This window comes from Phycisphaerales bacterium, from assembly GCA_040217175.1.
In the GTDB taxonomy this organism is placed as follows: domain Bacteria; phylum Planctomycetota; class Phycisphaerae; order Phycisphaerales; family UBA1924; genus JAHCJI01.
Map to the genome: position 1 here is coordinate 424,222 of JAVJNT010000001.1, position 21,300 is coordinate 445,521.

At 64.0% G+C, this 21,300-nt stretch carries 12 protein-coding genes; all 12 read right to left on the minus strand.

The window, feature by feature from the left end; all coding sequences use genetic code 11:
- A complete protein-coding gene (locus RIA68_01890) occupies positions 1-1,065 on the minus strand; it encodes a hypothetical protein (protein MEQ8316183.1) in 1,065 nt (354 codons plus the stop codon).
- A complete protein-coding gene (locus RIA68_01895) occupies positions 1,062-4,904 on the minus strand; it encodes an efflux RND transporter permease subunit (GenBank protein ID MEQ8316184.1) in 3,843 nt (1,280 codons plus the stop codon). The genes RIA68_01890 and RIA68_01895 overlap by 4 nt, the downstream gene beginning before the upstream one ends.
- The gene (locus RIA68_01900; GenBank protein MEQ8316185.1) at positions 4,897-6,957 is read right to left on the minus strand and encodes an efflux RND transporter periplasmic adaptor subunit; all 2,061 of its coding nucleotides are present in this window, start codon (positions 6,955-6,957) and stop codon (positions 4,897-4,899) included. The genes RIA68_01895 and RIA68_01900 overlap by 8 nt, the downstream gene beginning before the upstream one ends.
- Positions 6,954-8,396 (minus strand): TolC family protein, encoded by a 1,443-nt coding sequence (locus RIA68_01905; protein ID MEQ8316186.1) that lies wholly within the window; start codon positions 8,394-8,396, stop codon positions 6,954-6,956. Before RIA68_01905 ends, RIA68_01900 begins: the two co-directional genes overlap by 4 nt.
- A gap of 744 nt (positions 8,397-9,140) precedes the next feature.
- On the minus strand, positions 9,141-10,055 hold the full coding sequence (locus RIA68_01910) for a cation diffusion facilitator family transporter (GenBank protein ID MEQ8316187.1): 915 nt from the start codon (positions 10,053-10,055) through the stop codon (positions 9,141-9,143).
- A 9-nt stretch (positions 10,056-10,064) separates the two neighbouring features.
- Positions 10,065-10,583, minus strand: a complete 519-nt coding sequence (locus RIA68_01915; protein ID MEQ8316188.1) for a hypothetical protein — start codon at positions 10,581-10,583, stop codon at positions 10,065-10,067.
- A gap of 2 nt (positions 10,584-10,585) precedes the next feature.
- Entirely contained in the window at positions 10,586-13,822 is a 3,237-nt protein-coding gene (locus RIA68_01920; GenBank protein ID MEQ8316189.1) for an efflux RND transporter permease subunit, read from the minus strand.
- 3 nt (positions 13,823-13,825) lie between these two features.
- On the minus strand, positions 13,826-15,301 hold the full coding sequence (locus RIA68_01925) for an efflux RND transporter periplasmic adaptor subunit (GenBank protein MEQ8316190.1): 1,476 nt from the start codon (positions 15,299-15,301) through the stop codon (positions 13,826-13,828).
- Positions 15,298-16,746 (minus strand): TolC family protein, encoded by a 1,449-nt coding sequence (locus RIA68_01930; GenBank protein MEQ8316191.1) that lies wholly within the window; start codon positions 16,744-16,746, stop codon positions 15,298-15,300. The genes RIA68_01925 and RIA68_01930 overlap by 4 nt, the downstream gene beginning before the upstream one ends.
- Before the next feature lie 121 nt (positions 16,747-16,867).
- Entirely contained in the window at positions 16,868-17,293 is a 426-nt protein-coding gene (locus RIA68_01935) for a hypothetical protein (GenBank protein MEQ8316192.1), read from the minus strand.
- 286 nt (positions 17,294-17,579) lie between these two features.
- Entirely contained in the window at positions 17,580-18,182 is a 603-nt protein-coding gene (locus RIA68_01940) for a cation transporter (GenBank protein MEQ8316193.1), read from the minus strand.
- The gene (locus RIA68_01945; protein MEQ8316194.1) at positions 18,179-21,292 is read right to left on the minus strand and encodes a CusA/CzcA family heavy metal efflux RND transporter; all 3,114 of its coding nucleotides are present in this window, start codon (positions 21,290-21,292) and stop codon (positions 18,179-18,181) included. Before RIA68_01945 ends, RIA68_01940 begins: the two co-directional genes overlap by 4 nt.
- Positions 21,293-21,300: the final 8 nt, after the last annotated feature.

Below are 21,300 nucleotides of genomic sequence, written 5' to 3' on the forward strand. Positions count from 1 at the left end.
TTACTCCCGTGGCAGCTTGGCCAAAAACTCGGCAGGGTTCGCGTTGAACTTCGGCAGGCAGCCGGCGCAGCAGAAGCGAACGAGCGTCGTCCCAGCGACCAGCTCGACCGGATCACCCATCGAGCCGAGCTTCGCCCCGGTCACGACGCACGTGTCCAAGGGGTAGTCCTGGCGCTGTTCTTCCGCGTACGCGGCATCGAGCTTGGCCATGTACTTGGCGGGTTCCTTGGCGATGGACTGTTCGCATCCCGCGCAGCACAAGCGGACGAGGCGGTTCATGTAGACGAAGTTAACCGGATCGCCCATCGAACCGAGAGGCCCACCCACGGGGCAGTTGTCCATCGGGTAGGCGGGGAGCTGTGAGTCGATGATTCGCTTGTTGAGAGCGTCCAGGTGCTTCTTCGGATCGGTCTTGAACGCGGCGGCCGCGTCGGCGCTCGCGAGTCGGACCAAACGATTGTTGTGCACATGGTTCACGGCATCTGCGCCAAGCTCCTCTCCGGTGACGATGCATGTGTCGATGGGGTAGTGCATGAGCTGCTGCTCGACGATCTTCTGGTCGATCTCGCCCCAGTACTTGGCCTTGTTGCCCTCGAACTCTTCGATGCAGCCGGCGCAGCAGAAGCGCACCTCCCGGTTGTCGTAGACCTTGATGATGGGATCTCCCATCGAGCCGAGGGGGCCGCCGACCGGGCAGTTGGGCAGCGTGTAGGGGTAGGAAGGACCCGGCGAGGCCGCGCCCGTCGCGGATTCGTCGGCGGGCTGGCCGTTTCGCTCCGAACCGGGCTCGCGGCCCGCCGCGGCCAGCACTACGAACTGGTCCTTGCGGGCTTCATCCCAGGCGAGGAATGCCTCACCGCAGCCGGGGCAGCAGAGGCCGATGGTCTTGCCCTTGTACTCGACGGTCCCGGCGGAGGGGACGATCGGCTCCTTGCCGATCGGGCACATGGCGTTGACGGGCTCGGCGGCCTGCTGAGCGAGCGAGCCGGAGTCGTGGTGCTGAGCCGTCGCCAGAGCAGCCGGTGCGGTGAGGCAGAGGCACGCGATCAATGTTGCGGGTTTCATTCAGAATCTCCTTGTGCCGGAGGCACATTGGTGTTGGATGCGGGGCGTGCGCGTGAAAGACGGAACTTCCACTCCTGCGCCCAGCAGTAAAGAATAGGGACGACGAACCATGTGATGGATGCGACGGCCATGCCCCCGAACGAAGGGATGGCCATAGGAACCATGATGTCCGAGCCGCGACCCGTGCTTGTAAGCACCGGGAGAAGCGCAAGGATCGTGGTTGCGCTGGTCATGACGGCGGCGCGGATTCGGAGCTGCCCGCCATCGACCACGGCTTTGCGGATCGCTTCGATCGAATCGGGTTTGCTCTCCGACATCGACTGCTCGATGCGGGTGGCCATGATGACGCCGTCGTCGGTGGCGATGCCGAAGAGCGCGAGGAACCCCACCCAGACCGCGATGCTCAGATTGAACTCCCGGATCTGGAAGAGTTCGCGGAGATTCGTGCCAAGCAGCGAGATGTCGAGGAACCACGGCTGGGCGTAGAGCCACAGCATCAGGAACCCGCCGCCCCACGCGACGAACACCCCGCTGAAGACCATCAGGGTGACGCCCACCTTGCGGAACTGGAAGTAAAGCAGGAGGAAGATCACCGCCAGTGAGAGCGGCAGGACGATGCTCATCCGCTTGGCGGCCCGGACCTGATTCTTGTACGAACCGGAAAACTCATAGCTGACGCCCGCAGGCACGACGAGATCGCCCGAGTGGATCGCTTCCTGGATGAACGCCTGAGCGTCCCGGACGACGGACACTTCCGCTTCGCCGGGCATCTTGTCGAAGAGCACATAGGCGACGAGGAAGGTGTCCTCGCTTTTGATCATCTGCGGGCCGCGCCGATACTCCAGCGTGGCGAGTTCTCGCAGAGGAACCTGCGCGCCCATCGGTGTGGGCACGAGGATGTCGCCCAGCGTCTCGGGCTGGTCGCGCAGCTCCCGGAGGTAGCGCACCCGGACGGGATAGCGCTCCCGCCCCTCGACGGTCATGGTCAGCGGCTTGCCGCCGATGGCGACCTCGATGACCTCCTGCACATCGGCGATGCGCAGCCCGTAGCGGGCGATCCGCTCGCGGTCGATGTCGATCTCAAGGTAGGGCTTGCCGACGACGCGGTCGGCGAAGACGGCCGCGGGCTGGACGCTCGGCACCCGCTTGAGCAGGCGCTCCAGCTCCAGCCCGAATGACTCTATCGTTTCGAGATCTGGTCCGTAAACCTTGATTCCCATCGGGGCACGGAAGCCCGATTGGAGCATGACTATCCGCGTCTCGATCGGCTGGAGCTTGGGCGCACTGGTTACGCCGGGCATCTCGGCCGCCGCCACGATCGCGTCCCAGATGTCCTGTTGGGATTCGATCTCGTCCCGCCACTGCCGGTATGGGCGGCCGTCCTCGTCGGGGATTAGGTCGCCTCGCTCGTCGCGGACGAACTCGTCCGCCGCGTCGTCGTAGCGGAAGTTGATGCGCCGGCCCTGATCATCGGTGCGGTACTCGCTCTGGTACTGGATGACCGTCTCGACCATCGAGATCGGCGCGGGGTCGAGTGGGCTCTCGACACGACCGATCTTGCCCACGGCCATCTCGACCTCGGGCACGCTCATGATGCGGCGGTCGAGTTCCTTGAGGATGTCCGTCGCCTCGCCGATCGAAGCGTGCGTCATCGTGGTCGGCATGTAGAGGAACGCGCCCTCATCCAGCGAGGGCATGAACTCGCTTCCCAGTCCGGGGAAAGCGTGCGCGATCTCGACCATTGTTTCGTTACTGCGGATCGAGTCCGGCAGCCATCCGAAAACTCGATCAAAGCCAAGCCATGTCGTCGCGCCCAGCAGAACTACGAGGAGAGCTGGTGAGAGTCCGATGAGTTTGTGGCGAAGTGTCCACGCGAGCACATGCGGGAATGCCAGACGCACGGCCCAGAATGCGAGCAAAATACCGCCCACGATCACTCCGATGAATACCGCATTGCCTACCACTCCCGGTTCGGGGCCGAGCGGCTCCCACGCGCCAGCCAGGACGACGAGCACGACGATGACCGCCACGAGATTCGCAGACCATTGGAGGCCCCGCGCGACAATCTTGGGGAGCCACGGCCGGGCGAGATAGAACGCGCCGAACGCCGCGAGGATCAGCCCGCCGAGCGGCTGAACAAAGATCGCGAGCGCAAGCCCCGCCACGGTAAGCGCCGCGGCTGCCGCCGTGCGGACCGCCCCGGCCCGGAGCCGGAACCCCATCAGGACATGCGCCGCCGCGGGCAGGATGGTCAATGCGATGATGATCGAGGCGATGAGCGCAAAGGTCTTGGTGTATGCCAGCGGCTTGAACAGCTTGCCCTCGGCGGCCTCCATCGTGAAGACCGGCAGAAAGCTGACGATGGTGGTGGCCACCGCGGTCAGCACGGCGCTGCCGACCTCGGTCGTAGCGCGGTAGATCGTCTCGATGGTCGGCTCTCGGTTCGCCCCGTCGGCCTGGGCCTCGTCGAGCCGCCTGAGGATGTTCTCGCTGAGCACGATGCCCATGTCCACGATCGTCCCGATCGCGATCGCGATGCCCGAGAGCGCGACGATGTTCGCGTCGACGCGGAACAGCTTCATCCCGATGAAGGTCATCAGGACCGTGATCGGGAGCATGGCGCCGATGAGCAGGCTGCTGCGCAGGTGCATCACCATGAGCACCACGACGATGATCGTCACCAGCACCTGCTGAGAGATCGCGGAATTGAGTGTCTGGAGCGTTTCCCGGATCAGGCCCGAGCGGTCATAGAAGGGAACGATCGTCACGCGGCTTTCGGTGCCGTCGGCGAGAACCTTCGACGGCAAACCAGAGGCGGTGTCGGCGATCGTGTCCTTGACGCGCTGGATGGTCGCCATCGGGTTCTCGCCGTAGCGTACGACCACGACGCCGCCCACCGTCTCCTCGCCGGCCTTGGTGAGCACGCCGCGACGCAGGGCGGGACCCAGCGAGACCTTCGCGATGTCTCTGATCAGGATCGGCTGCCCATCCCGCGCGGTGATAGCCGCCTGCTCCAGGTCTTCAACCGATTCGATGAACCCGAGCCCGCGCACGATGTACTCGGCCCGGTTCACCTCGATGGTCCGCGCGCCGACATCGATATTGCTCTGCCGGACCGCGCCGATGACCTGGCCGAGCGAGACGCCGGCGGCCCGCATCGCGTCGGGGTTCACATCGACCTGATACTCCTGCACGAACCCGCCGATGGAGGCAACCTCGGAGACGCCCTCCACTCCCGCGAGCTTGTACTTGACGATGAAGTCCTGGATAGAGCGCAGCTCGTGCGGGTCCCAGCCGCCGGTCGGATTCCCATCGGGATCGCGTCCTTCGAGCGTGTACCAGAACACCTGCCCGAGCGCCGTCGCGTCGGGCCCCAGCGCCGGCGTCACGCCCTGCGGCAGCGTGCCCGCCGGCAGCGAGTTGAGCTTCTCAAGCACTCGCGAACGCGACCAGTAGAAGTCGATCCCGTCCTCGAACACGATGTAGATCGAAGAGAACCCGAAGACCGAATAACTGCGGATATCCTTCACACCGGGGACTCCGAGCATCGCCACGGTCATGGGGTAGCTGATCTGGTCGTCGATGTCCTGCGGGCTCCGACCGGGCCACTCGGTGAACACGATCTGCTGGTTCTCGCCGATGTCGGGGATCGCATCGACGGGGACCGGATCGCGGGGCAGGCCCCCCAAGTCCCAGTCGAAGGGTGCGACGAGCACGCCCCAGAAAAGCGTACCGACCAAGAGGATCGCCACCACCAGTTTCTGCTCCAGACAGAACCGGATCACCGTGTTGAGCGGTCCGCGGGGAGTTGGAGGAGTGGTCGGGGCGTGGTCACTCATGATCGTGACCCTCGCTGCTTCCCTCGGTCGCGCTATTCATAGCGTCACCGTTGAGCGGCTCAAAGGACTCGCGGATCTCCCCGCACCGGAGCATGCTCGCGCCGAAGTACGGGTTGTTGATCTGCTCGCCGCGCTGGAGCCAGTCTGCTCCCTGGTTATCGAAAGCCATCGGGCAGTGCGCGAGTTGCCATTCTTCGCTCCCCCGGTGCCCGAAACGACGTTGGAGCGCGATGACCGCCTTGCTCATGCCCTCGAACTTAGTCCGAGCGATCTCAATATCTGTGATACCCGGCTCGACACGCAGCCGGGCCGCGGCCCGCCGCCACTCGCCGAGCGGTTCGCCGACCAGTCCGGCCTCTTCGACGAAGCCGATCGCGGTTCGGAGGTCCGTGGCCGCCTGCGAGAACCCGCCGAGGTCGTCCGCCGCGAGCGCCTCCTGGGCGTCGAGGTACGCAGCGTAGATCGGCTTGAGCGCGAACATGAAGCTGTCGGGCACGCTGACGCGCTCGGGCATGGTCGGCATCGCGCCGCCGGAAGTGTCGCCGTGCCCCGCGTGCGGGTCGCCCCCGCCGCCACCGGCGGGCGTCATCATGCTGGGCTTCGCGGCGATCTGCATCGCGCTGTCGATCCGGAACGCACCGTTGACGACCACGCGCTCGCCCCGACTGAGCCCTTCTCGGACGATATAGAAGTCGCCGGCTCGCGGCCCGAGCACGACCGCCCGGCCTTCGTAGGTTGGCCGCTCTGTATCGGACACCTCGACATACACGACCGAGCGCGTTCCTGTGTAGAGGACCGCCGAGCGAGGGATGACCAGAGGCTCGGTCGCTGAGCTCGGGTCGCCAACCACACCCAGCGACTCGGCCGGCACGAGGTCCATCCCGCAGATGTCGCATTGCCCGGGACCGTCTTTGACGATCGTCGGGTGCATCGGGCTGACCCAGCGACCGGCCAACTCATCGTTGACGACGGCTCCGTCTTCCGAAACCCGCGTGCGAACGACGGCCGATGCGAACATACCCGGCTTGAGACCTCGATCGGTGTTGTCCACGGCAACGCGCACTGCTGCTGTCCGCGTTTGTTGATCGATCATCGGTTCGATGAATGCGATGCGACCCTCAAACACTTCGCCGGGATGCGCCTCGACCGTGAAGCTCACCGACTGCCCCCAACGCAAGAGCGGGAGCTGAGACTCGTACGCCTGCATATCAACCCACAGTTGTGACAGGTCGGCGACCGTGGCGATGGCAGCGCCCGTCTGCACATAGTCCCCCTCGCGCACGGCCAGATGCGTGACAACGCCTCCAATCGGGGCATAGATGGGCAGGCGATCCGATTCGAAGCGGCCTTCCTCGACGGCGGCAATCTGCTCGGATGTCAGGCCAAATAACCGCAACTTCTCCCGTGCCGCCGTCAATGTGTCCCGCGTGGCGGATCGCAGCAGTTCGCTGGCGGATCGTGAGTCCCGGGCCGCAGAGGCAACTTGTCGGAGTTCCTCGAAGGCCGCGAGCAACTCCGGGCTGTACACCTCGGCCATGTGGTCTCCGGCCGACACCGGAACACCGACATAGTTGACAAACAACCGCTCGATCCGCCCCGGGAAGTACGCCGTCAGTCGCGCCACCGAGGTTTCGTCATAGGTGACCTTGCCATACATCCGCACCTCGGCCGTCGGGAAGAACCGACCGACCGGGGCTGTCTCGATGCGGCTGAGCGCGGCGGCCGCCTCGCTCATCGTGACACGCAGTTCATTCCCCTCGCCCTCATCCGCGGTCACCGGGATGAGGTCCATGAAGCAGATTGGGCACTTAGCATTTGGGTCAGGCAGGCGCACAGACGGATGCATCGAGCATGTGTACATCTGCGGTTGGCTCGTGTCTTCGCCGTGCTCGTGGGCCTCCGCCGCCAGTTCAGTTGCGGGCTCTGGGGCGGGACGACCAATCCGATAGCCGATGACCAGCGCCGCGATAATGAGCATGACTGCGATTCCCGCCGCGGTGTGCTTCCATACCCAACCGATTGTGACCCGGAGGCGTGCGAGGACGGTGTTCATGGCTGCACCTCGTCAGAAGCATCAGTTCGTGCGGAAGGATCCGCAGCGTCTGTGGGAACGGGTTCACCAACGAGCGTATTGAGCCGCGCGAGTGCTTTGCCTCGGTCCGCCCGTGCTCGTTCGGCCGCGATGGCGAACTCCAGGAGCGTCCTCTCCGTGTCGAGCAGGTCCAGGAAACTCGTCTCGCCCGCACGAAAGCCGGCGAGGGAAGCGCGAAGCGATTCCTCGGCCTTAGGGATGAGGGTATTCTCGTACAGCCGGACCCGACGGTCAGCGTCCGTATGCTCGAACCACGCTCGGTGGATGCCCGCGGCGATGCGGTTGGCCTGGTCTGCGCGCTCGCCGGCGACCGCCAGCCGCCGCGCAAGCGCCTCACGGACGCCCGCGTCGTACTTGTCACGCCAAATGGGAAGGCTGATGCCGAAGTTCAGAAGAATCGGATCATTGCCGCTTCCCGGCGTCGAGCTGTTCATCGCCTCGCCTGTGACGATGTAATCCAGGCCCACCATGAACTCCGGCAACCCGTCCCGCCTTGCAACCTCGGACAGGAGCCGCTGCTCTTCGATCTGCTCATCCATAGCCAGCAGCATCGGATTTGAGCGCCGGGCGATCTCGGCCAGACCGTCGGCGTCAACTGACGCGATCCGTCCAGGCAAGCCGGTCATCCTCGCGACCTCTTCGCCGGACGGGCGATTGAGAGCGGCGTTCAACTCGGCGATATAGGCCGGGCGCATCGACCGGAGCTGCGTGAGCCGGTCTTCGAGTTGCCCGAGTTCTACCTGTACACGGATCAACTCCGGGTGCGACCCCGATCCCACGCGGTAGCGAGCCCGCAGCACTTCTTCGAAGGACCGCAGTAGGTCAAGGTTCTCCTCGGTGATCGAGATCGTCGCGTCGAGGTACGCCAGATCGTGCAGGGTCGATACGACACGCTCCGTGACAGAAAGCCGGACGGCCTCGAATCGCCTCCATGCCGCAGCCGCCGCCTTCGACGCTGCGTCCTCTCGGTTCTGGAGCTGACCCGGCCACGGGAAAGCCTGACTGACGCCGACTCTCGCCTCCTGCGGGCCAGTGCGCGTCTGCACCTCTTCGAGAAAGAATCCGACACTCAATCGAGGATCGGGTAACGCGCCGACCTGGGGTAGCCGCTCGGCGGAAGCACGCCAGCGCTGGTACGCCGCCTCAACCTCGGGGCTGTGGTACAGGGCGTAGCGGACAAACGCATCGGGCGAGGCGTCTGGCGCGATTGATGGCCCGAGCATCTCGGTTGATGCCGAGGATTCCCGGAAGGCAGACGGAGGCATCTGCTCGATCCCCCGCGGCAGAGTTCGGTCGTGTGACTGCGTGATGTCATGGGGCCGATCGAACGGGGACGAACACCCCGCGAGCAGACCAGCCGCTGCGGCGCAGATCGCGCTCGCGGCAATTCGCGATGCCATGGATGGCTCCTGAGTTTCTGGTGATCGGAGAGCGCGACAAGCGAGGTCAGCACGGCCTATGTGAGCGCGCACTGCCCCTACCGAGCTTGGGCTCTACGTTCGCCAGATACCGAGGAGCGCCTGGATCTCGTTGTGGGTCAGCCCCGCGAGCAGGCTCAGCGGGTTTGAAGACCAAACAAATGATCGTCGCTGTACAACAGCCTCGACCTCCACCCGGATGGGCGGAGCCGGAACTATCGTCACCGAATCACGATCTGTCCTCGGCAACGGAGTATCCGGTGCCGGCTGACGATCAGGGAGAGGGGATACCCCGCACTCGCATGGCCCGTTGCTCATCGGGCAGAAGTCGGCAGCCGAAGGCTTCGAATCGCAGCAACCGGTTTCAGGAGGCGAAACGACTTCCGCCACGCACTCTGCATGGCCACAACCGCCATGCGATCCCCAAGTTGGACCTGGAAGCCGCAGAAGGCCGGCCGTGGCGAGCAACAGGATGGCAAGAAAACGTGTCACGATTGAAGTCTACTTCGGATAGGTCGCAAGTGAACGCTGACGCGGGCTCAAGTATTTCGTCGGCGATCAATCCTACCGGCGAAGTCGCCGAGAGTACAGGATGCGAACGCAAACCAATCGGACGCCAAACATGCAGTAGATCACGACACAGACTACATGACTGGAGTTTCTGGTCGTGCAAGATTCGTAAATCCTTCGTGATCCTGTCTACAACTTACGTGATTGATCTCTGCATTAGGGCATGTGGTCCTGTATGAGCCCACGATCGGCCACCTCTACGAGCAGCCTAGTTTCGAACGTGACGTGGTGGATGCCGTAACGCTTGGTCAACAGATCGATGGCATCTCCGCGAATCTGTTCGACATCCTGAATGGTCGCATTCTCTGCGATACCAACAGAAACCTCCAAAGAAGTGGTCCGCTCGTCGATCGGCCAAACATGCAAATGGGCAACCTCTTCTATCCCGCCGATTGAGCGGAGCGACTCCGCGATTGAATCGATCGACAGATGCTCGGGGGTGCTCTGCATCAGAATCCGGATACAACGCTTCATCGGTGACCACGACATCCACACGATGTAGACCGAGATTCCGATGGTCGCGACGATGTCGGTCCAGTACCAGTCGAACAGGATGATCAAGGTGCCGGTGATGATGACCGCCACCGAGGCCAGCGCGTCGGCGATGTTGTGCAGGAACGCGGCCTTGATGTTCACACTGCCCTTGGACATCGAGTATGTGAGCAACGCGGTCGCCGCATCAATGACCAAGGCGAAACCGGCCACGATCACCACCATCCATCCATCGACTTCTGGCCGGTCGAATGTGCGGGTGACGGCCTCGATGAGCAAATAACCCGCGATGACCATGATGGATGTGAGGTTGATCAGTCCGCCGACCACTTCGGCTCGCCCGTAGCCGAAGGTACGCTGCTCGTCCGCGGGCCGCTTGGAGATCCGCCGGGCGACCAACGCGAGCAACAATCCGGCGGCATCACTGAAGTTGTGCAGCGCATCGGCGACCAGAGATAGGCTGCCAGACAGCACGCCACCGATCACCTGGGCCGCCGTCAACAGGAGGTTGATGGCGACGGCCCAGGCGAGCCGGCGGGTTCCGAGATCGGATCCGTGATGATGGTCATGGCCGCTCATAGAGGATGCCTATTCGAGGGATACGGCCGCGGTCTGACGTTCGCCGCTGGCGGTCTCGATCTCGATCCACAGGCTCGCACCGGCCATGGTAGCGGGCGCTTCGGTCTGGCCGTGAAAGTGATCGTCGTGAGCGTCTGCCTTCGATTTTAGCGCGCCCGTCCCGGCCTCATCGCCGATCCAGAAACGCACGGCGGCGGGGATCGGCCCGGACTCGACTTCGAGATCGAGATGCACTTCGGAAGAAGGCTTGATGTCGCTGGATACCGAGACCGCCAGCTTCGTCCCGGCGATCGTCACGCTGCCAAGCGACCGCATCTCGCCGTGCTCATGATCGTCGTGCTCGCCGTGTTCACCCTCGGCATGGTCGTGCCCCTCATGGTCGTCGCCGTCACCAGCGTGATCATGACCGTCGTCCGCGGAGTGTGTTTCGGCGGACTTTGATTCTGAGGACTCCCCGCAGCCGGGCAGCGAGACCGACAGTGCGATGGCCGCACCGGCAACGGCGAGAACCTTGATGAGATCGTTCATGTTCAGGACTCCTTTGAGGTAATGGCCTTGGGTCGGCGGAACACACCGACGAGCCGGGTGAGCACGGATGGGTGTTCAGCGGGACGACGCTCGGGCTTGTGGCCGAAAACGAGCGAGTATCCCGCCGGGACAACAATGAGATTCAGGAACGTGGAGGTCAGCAGTCCTCCGAGGGTGACGATGGCGAGGGGCGCGAGCAGTTCGCTGCCCGGTTCACCCGCGGCCAACGCCAGCGGGACGAGCCCGAGCACCGCCGAGATCGCGGTCATCAGGATCGGCACGAGCCGCTCCATGGACCCTTGGACGATGGCCTCGCCGAGGGGGACGCCCTCAGCTTCCATGAGGTGATTGTAATGATTGATGAGCAGGATGCCGTTACGAACGGCGATCCCGAAGAGGGTGATGAAGCCGACGAGGCTGGCGATGGACACCACGGGCGGGATGTACGGGCCACCGATGCCGATCAACGCCAAGGTGTTGTGGACCAGCCCACCCCCCTCGGTGATATAGATCGCCGCAATGCCGCCGATGAGCGCGAGGGGCATGTTGAGCATCACAAGCACAGCGGCCCGCATTGATCCTGTCGAGATCTGGAGCAGCATGAGCATGATGAGCACGACCGCAACACCCGCCACGAGAATGGTCCGGGAGGCCGACTGCTGCGCCTCGAACTGACCGCCGTAGGACACGGTCATGCCGGCCCGTTGGACAATGGGATCGACACGCTCCTGCACCTGGGCCACGAGGTCGCCGAGGTTGGACCCTTCGGCGACGTTGAGGGACACCACCGCCTTGCGCTGTGCGTTCTCGCGGGTGATGAGGTTGCTCGATCGCTCGGGGCCGATATCAGCGACATCGCTCAAACGAACGGTGGCCCCACCCCGGCCCCTGAGCAGCAGGTCGCGGACCTGCCGGATGGACTCGCGTTCCTCGGGTGCGAGCCGCACGACAAGGTCGTACTGTCGCACTCCTTGGTTCACCGTATCCACGACCTCGCCATATAGAGCTTCGCGGACCTGCTCCGCAGCGTCGGCGGGGCTGAGACCGACCGCCGCGAGCTCGGCGTGCCGGTAGCGGATGGGAAGGGATGTGATCAGGACCTCACGATTCGCGTTGACATCGCGAGCACCCGGCAGGCCCTGGAGTTCGGCCTCGATCGCCTTGGCGACATCACGAAGCTCGGTGAGGTCCTCACCGAAGACATTGATGGCAATCGCCGCGGGCGTGCCTGACAGCACATGGCTGAGGCGGTGCTCGATGGGCTGGCCGACCATCGTCGTGATGCCTGGGACCGCCCCGAGGATGCGATCGATCTGCTCACGCACCTCGAATCGGTCGCTCCCCGCATCGACGGTGACCTCGATCTCGGAGTTGCTGACCGGCTCGGCATGCTCGTCACGTTCGGCCCGGCCGGTACGCCGGGAGACGGAACGGACCCCCTCGATCTGGACGAGTTGCTTCTCGACCTCCGTCGCGAGCCGATCGCTCTCGACGATCGAAGTGCCGGGAGGAGCGAGCAGGAAGACCGTGAACGTGCCCTCGTTAAACGACGGGAGGAACGAGCTTCCGAATGTGCTCGCCAGCAAGAGTGCGGCGGCGGTTACGGCAGCGGCGGTGCCGAGCACCCACGCCCGGTACCGAATGGCTGCCCGGAGTGACGGCTCGTACGCCCGCTTCAGAAGGCGGACCAGGAATCCGTCCCGGTCCTCGTGCTTGCCGCCGAGTTTGCCCTTGAGCAGGAACCGGCACATCGCGGGCACGACCGTCAGCGCGACGACCAGTGAAGCGAGGATCGAGATCATGTAGGTGAGTGCCAAGGGCTGGAAGAAGCGGCCTTCGAGCCCTTGCAGGAAGAGAAGCGGCACGAACACCATGACGATGATGACCGTGGCGAAGACCATCGCCGGTCGGATCTCGTTGCTGGCGTCGAAAATGACCTCCGTAAAGGGACGCTTGTCGGCCTCGGGCATGGCCCGGTTCTGTTTCAGGCGTCGGAAGACATTTTCCACATCGATGATCGCGTCATCGACAAGCACGCCAATCGCAACCGTGAGACCGCCGAGCGTCATGACGTTGAGCCCGAGGTTCATCGCGTCCATCATCAGCAGCCCGACGGCCAGTGAGATCGGGATCGCGGTGAGCGTGATGAGAGTCGTCCGCAGATTCATCAGGAACAGGACGAGTACGACGAGCACGATAATGACCGCCTCGCCAAGCACCTTGGTGACGTTGTGGACCGCTCGGTCGATGAAGTGCGACTGGCGGACAACATCTCGGTTGAGCACAACGCCTCCGGGAAGCGTCGGCTCGATCTGATCGAACAGCGCATCAAGACTGTCGGTCAGGGCGAGCGTGTTGGTGCCCGGCGACTTCTGGATGGACAGCACGACGGCGGGCTCGCCCCCCTCAGAAGCGGTGCCCCGCTTGATCGCCGGCCCGAGGATGACCTCGGCGACCTGGCCGATCGTCACGGGGACGCCTTCGTGGTACTTGATGACCGTGTTGGCGATGTCCTCCGGGCGCGTCACCCGGCTCTGCTGGCGGATCGGGATCTCGAAGTTGTCCACATTCACCAGATAGCCACCGCTCGCGGTGCTGTGCGCGCCGCCCGCGGCTTCGACCACATCCGTGATGGTCAGGTCGTAGAGCCTCAGCCGCTCCTGATCGACATTGACCTGGTACTCGGGCAGTTCGCCACCGATCGCGACGACCTGGGCGACGCCGGGCACCGCGAGAATCTTGGTCCGCAGGTCGAACTCGCCGTACGAGCGGAGCTGCATCGGGCTGACGGAACCGTCGGGTGACGACAGGGAGATCAGCATGATCTCGCCCGCGATGGAGGTGATCGGGGTGATGAAGGGTTCGACCTCATCGGGAAGGTTCTCGCGAGCAGTCACGAGCCGTTCGGCCACGAGCTGCCTGGCATCGAACAGGTCCGAGCCCCATTCGAGGTCCACCCACACGATGCCGAGGCCGATCGCGCTGGCACTGCGGACCCGCCGCACGCCGGACATGCCGTTGACGGCGGTCTCGATGGGAAAGGTGACATACTGCTCGACCTCGTCGGCGGCGAGCCCGCCTGCCTCGGCCATGATCGTCACGGTCGGGGCGTTGAGTTCGGGGAACACATCGACGCTCATCCTCGGCAGGCGATAACCGGCGTAGCCGACGATCATGACCGCCGCGATGAGCACGAGCGTGGAATAGCGGAGCGAGAAGCGGATAACGGCTTTCAACATGGCTCAATCCTCCCCTTCGTGGAACGTGCCATCGGAGTGGAAGTGGCCACCCTTTTGGATCGATCCGCTGGTGGCGAGCATGAGCTGAAAAGCACCGTCGAGGACGACTTCGTCGCCGTCACGAAGACCACTGAGCAGGGCGACCCAACGCCCATCGTCGAGACCGAGGTCGGCCTCTATGCGGATCGCCTCGTTCGGGTTGCTCGGGTTGCGACGGAAGATGACGGGCGAGAGCCCATCACGCTGCACAGCGGCGAGCGGGATGGCGAGTTCGGGCGAAGCCGTCGAGTCGGTCACGATCTCAAGTTGAGCCGAGACGCCCGGTCGGGCCCAGGGCTTGAGTTCATCGGGTACGACGAACAGTTCGAGCGTGCGGGCGTTGGGATCGCCTGCCAATCCAAGTGTGATCGTGCCGTCCATCGTCTCGGTCAGGGGCACGGCGCGTCCCGCGGCGGTCGGCGTCGGTGGGACGATCCGGGCCGTGAGCCCGTCCCGCAGCACGCCCAGGTCGCTCTGGAGCCCGGACGCTCGGAAACGGAGCCGATCGGGCTGCACGACGGTGACGACGGGTGTCTTCTCGTCCGCCCACGAGCCGTTCGTCAGGCCCAGCATTTCCACGACGCCGGCTTCGGACGCATTGACCTCGATCGCGGCGATCGTGGCCCAAACGGGCTCGGTCCCATGAGGCGTCTCCACGGTCCGGGCGAGTTCGTCCCTCGAACGAGAAACGACCGATGAGGCGGCATCGAGCAGATAGTCCAGGCGTGACCGGGCCGCACGGAGATCAGCAACGGTCTGCTGCCGGTCCGCTCCGAGTTCCGCCTTCTTTTCCATCACGTTGGCAAGGTCGGCTCGGGTGCTTGCGAGCGACGCACGGGCCTGGGCGAATTCATCGACGCGGCCACCGCCCGCCTCGCGGACCGACTGCAACTGCTCGACCCGCTCGTTCCAGACGGCGACACTCTCGTGGAGGCTGTCCTCGTGCTGCTGGTGCGCCGCGAGCAACGGCTCGAAGGTCTCAAGCCGTGCATCCAGCCGCTCGATCTGGGCCTCAGCATCGGCCAGTTGCTGCTGCATCTCCCGCCATGACGGCGAATCGAGCCGGTAGAGCGGTTGGCCCGCTTCGACCCGGTCGAACTGCTCGACGAGCAACTCAACCCGCCCGGGCACGGCCGTGCGATACTCGCGTCGCGCCGTGGGAAGGTACTCGAACCGGCCCGGCACGCGGAGGGTCTGCTCAACTCGCCGGCGCTCGACCTTGACGAAGCTGATCCCGAGGTTCGACCGCACCGCGGCCGGGATCGCGACACGGTCGGACCCGGTTGCCTCGGCCTCGGCCTCTGACGAGTGGTCGTGCCCATCCGCCTCGCCGTGCTCGGCCTCGCCGGATGTCTTCGGGGATCCGCCATCGCAGGCGGCCAGTGTCAGCGGCAGAACTGCCGCGAGGGCGATCGCGATCGCCCGTTCCATGATGTTCATCGGGATGCCTCCTCGGCGGGCGTTTCGCCTCGCGCCGCGGTGTGTGGTGTGGTTACCGTTGTGGTGTCATCGTCGGTCGCTGGCCCGACAGCAGCCGGCATTTCCGGCTCGTCCGGGCCGAGCAGGCGAGTGATCTCAATCGCCGCGTTGGTCTCGGCCAGACGAAGATCGAGCAGACGGCTCTTGGCCTCGAACCGTCGCGTGACGGTTTCGAGCAAGAGCAGCGTGTTGACCTCGCCAAGATCGATCAGTTGCTCGACTTCGGATGCCTGCTCGTCGAGCATCGGTACAAGATCACGCTCGAACGCGTCTCGCTGCTTCTGCGAGGCGTTATACGCGGCACGGGCCATTGCGAGTTCGCGGGCCAGACGCTCGAAGGTCGTCTCCGCCGCGGCCCGAGCGACCTCGCGGCGAGCCTTCGCTTCCGCGATGCCCGCCCGGTTGGCGTTGTGAATCGGTATCGGAATCGACACGCCAAGCAGGAGTCGGTCGTCGTTGTCCTCGCTCCCATAGCCCGTGCCGATCGTGATGTCCGGATACTGCTTGCGGACCTCCAGGCGGAGTGTCTCCTCGGCGACCTGATACTCGGCCCGCCGCACCGCGAGGGTGGTGTTCGCCTCGATGAGTCGCCCGATCGCATCGGTGATCTCGGCGATCGACGCAGGCGGAAGCGCCGGCAGCAACTCCACCGGAGCGTCCGGCGGAAGCCCCATCAAACCGAGAAGTTCGACACGGGCCCGGGCTTCTGCGAACACCGCCTCGGCAACATCCGCACGGGTCTCGACCAACTCGGCCCGCAGGAGCCGAGCCTCGACCCGCGTGAGTTCTCCCGCCGTCTCCAGCCGGTCGGTTATGGCGGAGATCCGCTCGACCTGACCGATCACCTCACGTAGCAATCGGAGCCGCTCGGACGCTGCGGACCACGACGCCCAGGCCGAGCGAACCGCGGCCCGCGTGCTCCATTCTGCATCGACGATCCGCCGCAGCTCGGTCTCGTACGCCGCCCCGGCCCGATCCTTCTCGACGCCGAGCCGACCCGAAATCGGGATCGTCAGGCTCAGCGTGAGTCCGTATTCGAACGGCCCCGACGGCGAGAGGATCTCCGCCCCGTCGAAGCCGAACTGTGGGTCCTCCCACAACCCCGCCGTCTCGAAGGTCGCGAGCGCGACGCCGGCATCGAGGCGAGCGAGCCGGAGGTCAGGGTTATAGAACAGGGCGAGCACTTCGCCCTCTGCGGTTGAGAGCCCGTCGTTCGGGTCGAACCGCTCCGGCACCTGGTTGCCGGCCTCGGAGAGCCGCTCAACGAAATCCGAGATGGGTTCAGTGGCAACGAGCCGTGCATCGAGCGCGGCCCGATGGTTGGCCAACTCCAGCGGTAACCGCTCGTAGGACTGGCAGCCCGCCAGCGCGATCAGGGCAAATGTCGAGCCGAGGCCCGGCAGCATGACCCGCGTTCGACGCGGGCGTTTCAGATTGTCCATTGTTTGTGATTCCTGTCTGGGTCCAAAGCGATGACAGCCGCAACGGACAGCGCCGCCGCGGCACGCGCGAAGGAACAGACAGAAATCAGATGGTCAGACGAACGCTCGCCACGATCGCGAGCCTGTGGACCCCACCGGGGTCAAACCAACGCGGCGGCATCGGCGGGCCGCGGCGACCAAGGCCGGTCTCCGCAAGGATGACGCCCCACGATGGCGACGAGACGATCGCGGGCGGCACATCGCTCCCAGTGTCACTCCGGGGCAGCGTCAGGATCTCCGCGGTTGTGATCTCGACATCGGTACAGCCGCAGTCGTGCTGATGCTCTCCCGCGGGCACGGGGAGTGGCCATGACGCATCGTGGCTGCACGAGGATTCGCAGTGATCGGACTCTGCGGGTGCGTGCTGATGGCCGCCGCCGAGGCACAGCACCGCTATACCGCCTGCGCCGCCAGCGAGGGCGTGGAAGGCGATGATCGCGGTGAGCAGGATGGCGAGCGGGCGATACTTCACGCGTAAAGTATACCTCGGCTCTCGCCGAGCGTTGCTTGAGATCCGGAGACCTGACCGAGATGGATCGATTGCCGGGACATCCCTTTCTCTACCAAAATTATTACGGGTCATCGAGGTTCAGTGCGGTAAGGCCCGTTCAAGGGGTTGCCGGGGCCTCGGGGAGCCCGTGCGCAGGACTCGCCCTCCGGTGCCCGGGTCTCACCACCAAGGCCAGCCATGCCCGCCGGGCACCCGGGGGTGAGGGGGAACACCTACCTAAAGCCGCGAGAGGACGTACCTACAGAAATCAGTTCTGAACCCCCGCATCTCTGCTTGAGTCCGCCCAGATTTGAACGCCCCCACGAATCACAACCGCGGCGACAATCGAACCGACCACGAGATCAGGAACGCGGCTACCCAATGCCATCACGAGAAGCCCAGCTACGATCACACCAGTGTTCGCGATGACATCGTTCTTCGAGAAGATCCAAGACGCTCGCATGTGCGCACCGCCCTCGCGATGCTTTGCGATAAGCCGGAGACAGATCAGATTTGCAACAAGCGCGACAGCCCCAGCCCCAATCATCAGATGACTCGTCGGCTCGCTGCCGAACAGCGTCCGGCGGATTACCTCGACCAAAACTCCAAGACCCAGCGCGATCTGAAGGACGCCGCTCACTCGCGCTGCGGTCCGCTGTGTGCCGCCGGACCGGCTCGCCGCGTACAACGCGATGCCGTACACCGTGGCATCGGCCAGCATGTCAAGCGAGTCGGCCAGCAGTGCGGTGGACTCCGCGATCCATCCAACCATCACCTCGGCAACGAACATCACGCCGTTGATCGTGAGTAGCGCTATGAGCGTTCGCTGCTCCAGACCAACGGCGTCCTCTGCACAGTCGCAGCCGCTCACTGATCACGCTCCGAGTCAGCAACCTGCGCACTTTGTTTCATGAAGACCGATGCGATAACCGGAAGCACGAACAGTGTGAGGAGCGTCGACGTGACCATGCCGCCGATCACCACCGTCGCCAGCGGCCGCTGGATCTCGCTCCCCACCCCCGTTGCAATCGCCATCGGGACGAACCCAGCGATATCAGTGATCGCCGTCGCGAGCACCGGCTGGAGGCGAGTCTTCGAGGCCGCAATGATCGCATCCTTGCTCTGCTGGCCGGTGTTGAGTGTGTCGCGGATAGCGGTGATGAGGATCTGCCCGTTGAGCACGGCGATGCCCGTGAGAGCGATAAACCCGACGGCGGCGCTGACGCTGAATGGGATATCTCGCCACCACAACGCGAAGATCGCACCGACGGCAGCAAAAGGGATGCAGGTGTAGATAATGACAACATCCCGCAGGTTCTTCAGGCTGAAATACAGCAGAAAGAACACCATGAGTAGAACCGCGGGCACAACGATGACCAAGCGAGTCCTGGCGCGTTCCAAGTTCTCAAACTGTCCGCCCCACTCAAGCACGTAACCCTCGGGCAACGCAACCTGTGCATCGATTGCCGCCCTTGCTTCATTGACGAATGACGCGGGGTCTCTGCCACTGACATTCGATTGCACACGGATGAGTCTTCTGCTCCACTCGCGGTTGATCGTGGCCGATCCTTCCGAGAGATCGACCGAGGCCAGGGACGAGAGCGGAACCGCGACACCCCCCTCGGTCGGGATACGAACCGAAGACACGGCTGCGACATCCTCTCTAAATGTCTGCGGAAGTCTGACGACAAGCGGAAAGACACGCTGGCCCTCAAACACCTCGCCGACGCGGATCCCACCGATCGCCTCAACGAAATCCAGCACCTCGCTGGCCGCGACGCCGTAGCGGGCAACGCGGGACTGGTCGACGGAGACAGACAGCGACGGTTGCCCCGTGATCTGATCGACCGAGATGTCTGACGCACCTGGAATATCCAGCAGCACGCGCTGCACGTCGTCAGCGATCCGAAGCAGCTCGTCGAAGTCGTCGCCAAAGATCTTGATCCCGATGTCTGATCGGATGCCCGAGACCATCTCGTTCATGCGCATCTCGATCGGCTGCGTGAACACCATATTGACGCCGGGGAACTGCGAGATGATCTTCTCCATTTCGATCACGAGCCCAGCCTGCGTGTCCGCTCTCGCCCACTCTGCACGCGGCTTGAGCGTCAAAAAGATATCCGTCAGCTCGATCCCCATCGGATCGGTCGCCACCTCGGCGGTCCCGATCCGGCTCCAGATGTGCTCTATTTCATCTGGGAACTCATCGAGTAGGACCTCCTCAATCCGTGTGTTGTACCGCACGGACTCATCGATCGAGACGCCAGCGAGCCGGATGGTGTTCACAACCATCGAGCCCTCGCTCAGCCGCGGGATGAACTCGCCGCCCATCTGCGTGCTCCGGTAGCCCGCAACGCCAAGCAGGGCCACGGCCAGCAGCATCACGACCCACCGGAGTCGAATCGCTCTGCCGACGGCCCAACCGTATGCCGAGGCCAATCCGCGTAGCAGAACGGCATCCTTGGGCTTCGCGCGACGCGGAAGGAAGTAGTACGACAGGACGGGTGACAGAAACACGGCGACCATCAGGGCTCCCAGGAGCGCGAAGATGAACGTCCACGCCATCGGCCGGAACATTTTCCCTTCGATGCCTTCAAGCGTCAGCACGGGGGCAAAGACGAGCGTGATGATGCCCATCCCGAACACGATGGGTCGCACCACGCGCGCGCTAGATGTCGCGATCGATTCGAGCCGCTCTGAAGGCGAGAGCTTCCGGCCAAGCTCTCGCTGCCGTTCCTTCAGCGAGCGGAGGTTCGCTTCCGTCATGACCACCGAGCCGTCGACAAGGATGCCGAAGTCGATTGCACCGAGGCTGAGCAAACTCGCCGCGATCGCGAACTCGTACATGCCCTGCACGGCGAACAGCATGGAAATCGGGATGGCGACCGCTACGAGCAGCCCGGCTCGGATGTTGCCCAGAATGATGAGCAACACAACAATCACCAACACGGCACCGATCACGAGGTTGTGCTCGACCGTCTTGATGACCTGCTCGACGAGCAGGGTCCGGTCGTACACCACATCTACGACAACATCAGTGGGCAGCGAGGGTGTGAGGGACTCAAGACGCTCGCGGAGTTCCTCGGTCACCACACGACTGTTCTCGCCCATCAGCATGAAGGCCAGGCCGAGGACGACCTCGCCATCGCCGTACGCCGAGACCGCGCCGCGGCGGATCTCGCTGCCGATTTCAACCTCCGCGACATCCTGAATCCGCACCGGCGTGCCGTCGCTGGAAGCAACCACGATGTTCTCGATCTCACCGATCGTCGCAACACGCGCCAGCCCCCGCACCACCCTCGCTTCACCGGAGGTCACGATCTGCCCGCCGCCGACGTTGGCGTTGTTGCGGCGCAGCGCATCTAGCACATCCTCAAGCGTGAAGCCAAACTTGATCAGTGCTTCAGGCTTGACGACGACGTGATACTGCCGCTCCAAGCCACCCCATGAATTGACCTCGGCCACACCCGGGACCTTGCGAAGCTCGGGCTTGATCACCCAATCGTGGATGGTCCGGAGTTCTTCGATAGAGTGTTCGCCGGTCTCCGACCGGATGACGTAGTGAAAGACCTCACCGAGACCGGTCGCGATCGGGCCGAGCTCCGGCCTTCCGACACCATCTGGCAGTTCGACCGCCGAGAGCCGTTCAGTAATGTACTGCCGCGCGTCGATAATGCGGATGTCATCATCGAAGGTCGCCACGACCTGTGAGAAGCCGAACTTTGAGACGGACCGCACGTTCTGGAGACCGGGCAGTCCGCCGATTGAGAGTTCGACAGGGAGAGTGATCTGTTGCTCGATTTCTTCCGGGCTGAGCGCGGGGGCCACCGTGTTGATCTGCACTTGGATCGGCGTGGTATCGGGAAACGCGTCGATCGGAAGCTGGATCATCCGGTACACACCGGCGGCACACGCGATCGCGAACAGCAGAATGACAAGCACTCTGTTTTTGAGTGACATCTCGATAAGACGGGTCAGCATGGCGGCTC

Coding starts and splice junctions, on each gene's coding strand:
- RIA68_01930 (MEQ8316191.1), bottom strand. CDS start 16,746: ATGCTGCCGGGCCTCGGCTCGACATTTGCCCTGATCGCGCTGGCGGGC.
- RIA68_01925 (MEQ8316190.1), bottom strand. CDS start 15,301: ATGAACATCATGGAACGGGCGATCGCGATCGCCCTCGCGGCAGTTCTG.
- RIA68_01920 (MEQ8316189.1), bottom strand. CDS start 13,822: ATGTTGAAAGCCGTTATCCGCTTCTCGCTCCGCTATTCCACGCTCGTG.
- RIA68_01910 (MEQ8316187.1), bottom strand. CDS start 10,055: ATGAGCGGCCATGACCATCATCACGGATCCGATCTCGGAACCCGCCGG.
- RIA68_01890 (MEQ8316183.1), bottom strand. CDS start 1,065: ATGAAACCCGCAACATTGATCGCGTGCCTCTGCCTCACCGCACCGGCT.
- RIA68_01945 (MEQ8316194.1), bottom strand. CDS start 21,292: ATGCTGACCCGTCTTATCGAGATGTCACTCAAAAACAGAGTGCTTGTC.
- RIA68_01905 (MEQ8316186.1), bottom strand. CDS start 8,396: ATGGCATCGCGAATTGCCGCGAGCGCGATCTGCGCCGCAGCGGCTGGT.
- RIA68_01895 (MEQ8316184.1), bottom strand. CDS start 4,904: ATGAGTGACCACGCCCCGACCACTCCTCCAACTCCCCGCGGACCGCTC.
- RIA68_01915 (MEQ8316188.1), bottom strand. CDS start 10,583: ATGAACGATCTCATCAAGGTTCTCGCCGTTGCCGGTGCGGCCATCGCA.
- RIA68_01900 (MEQ8316185.1), bottom strand. CDS start 6,957: ATGAACACCGTCCTCGCACGCCTCCGGGTCACAATCGGTTGGGTATGG.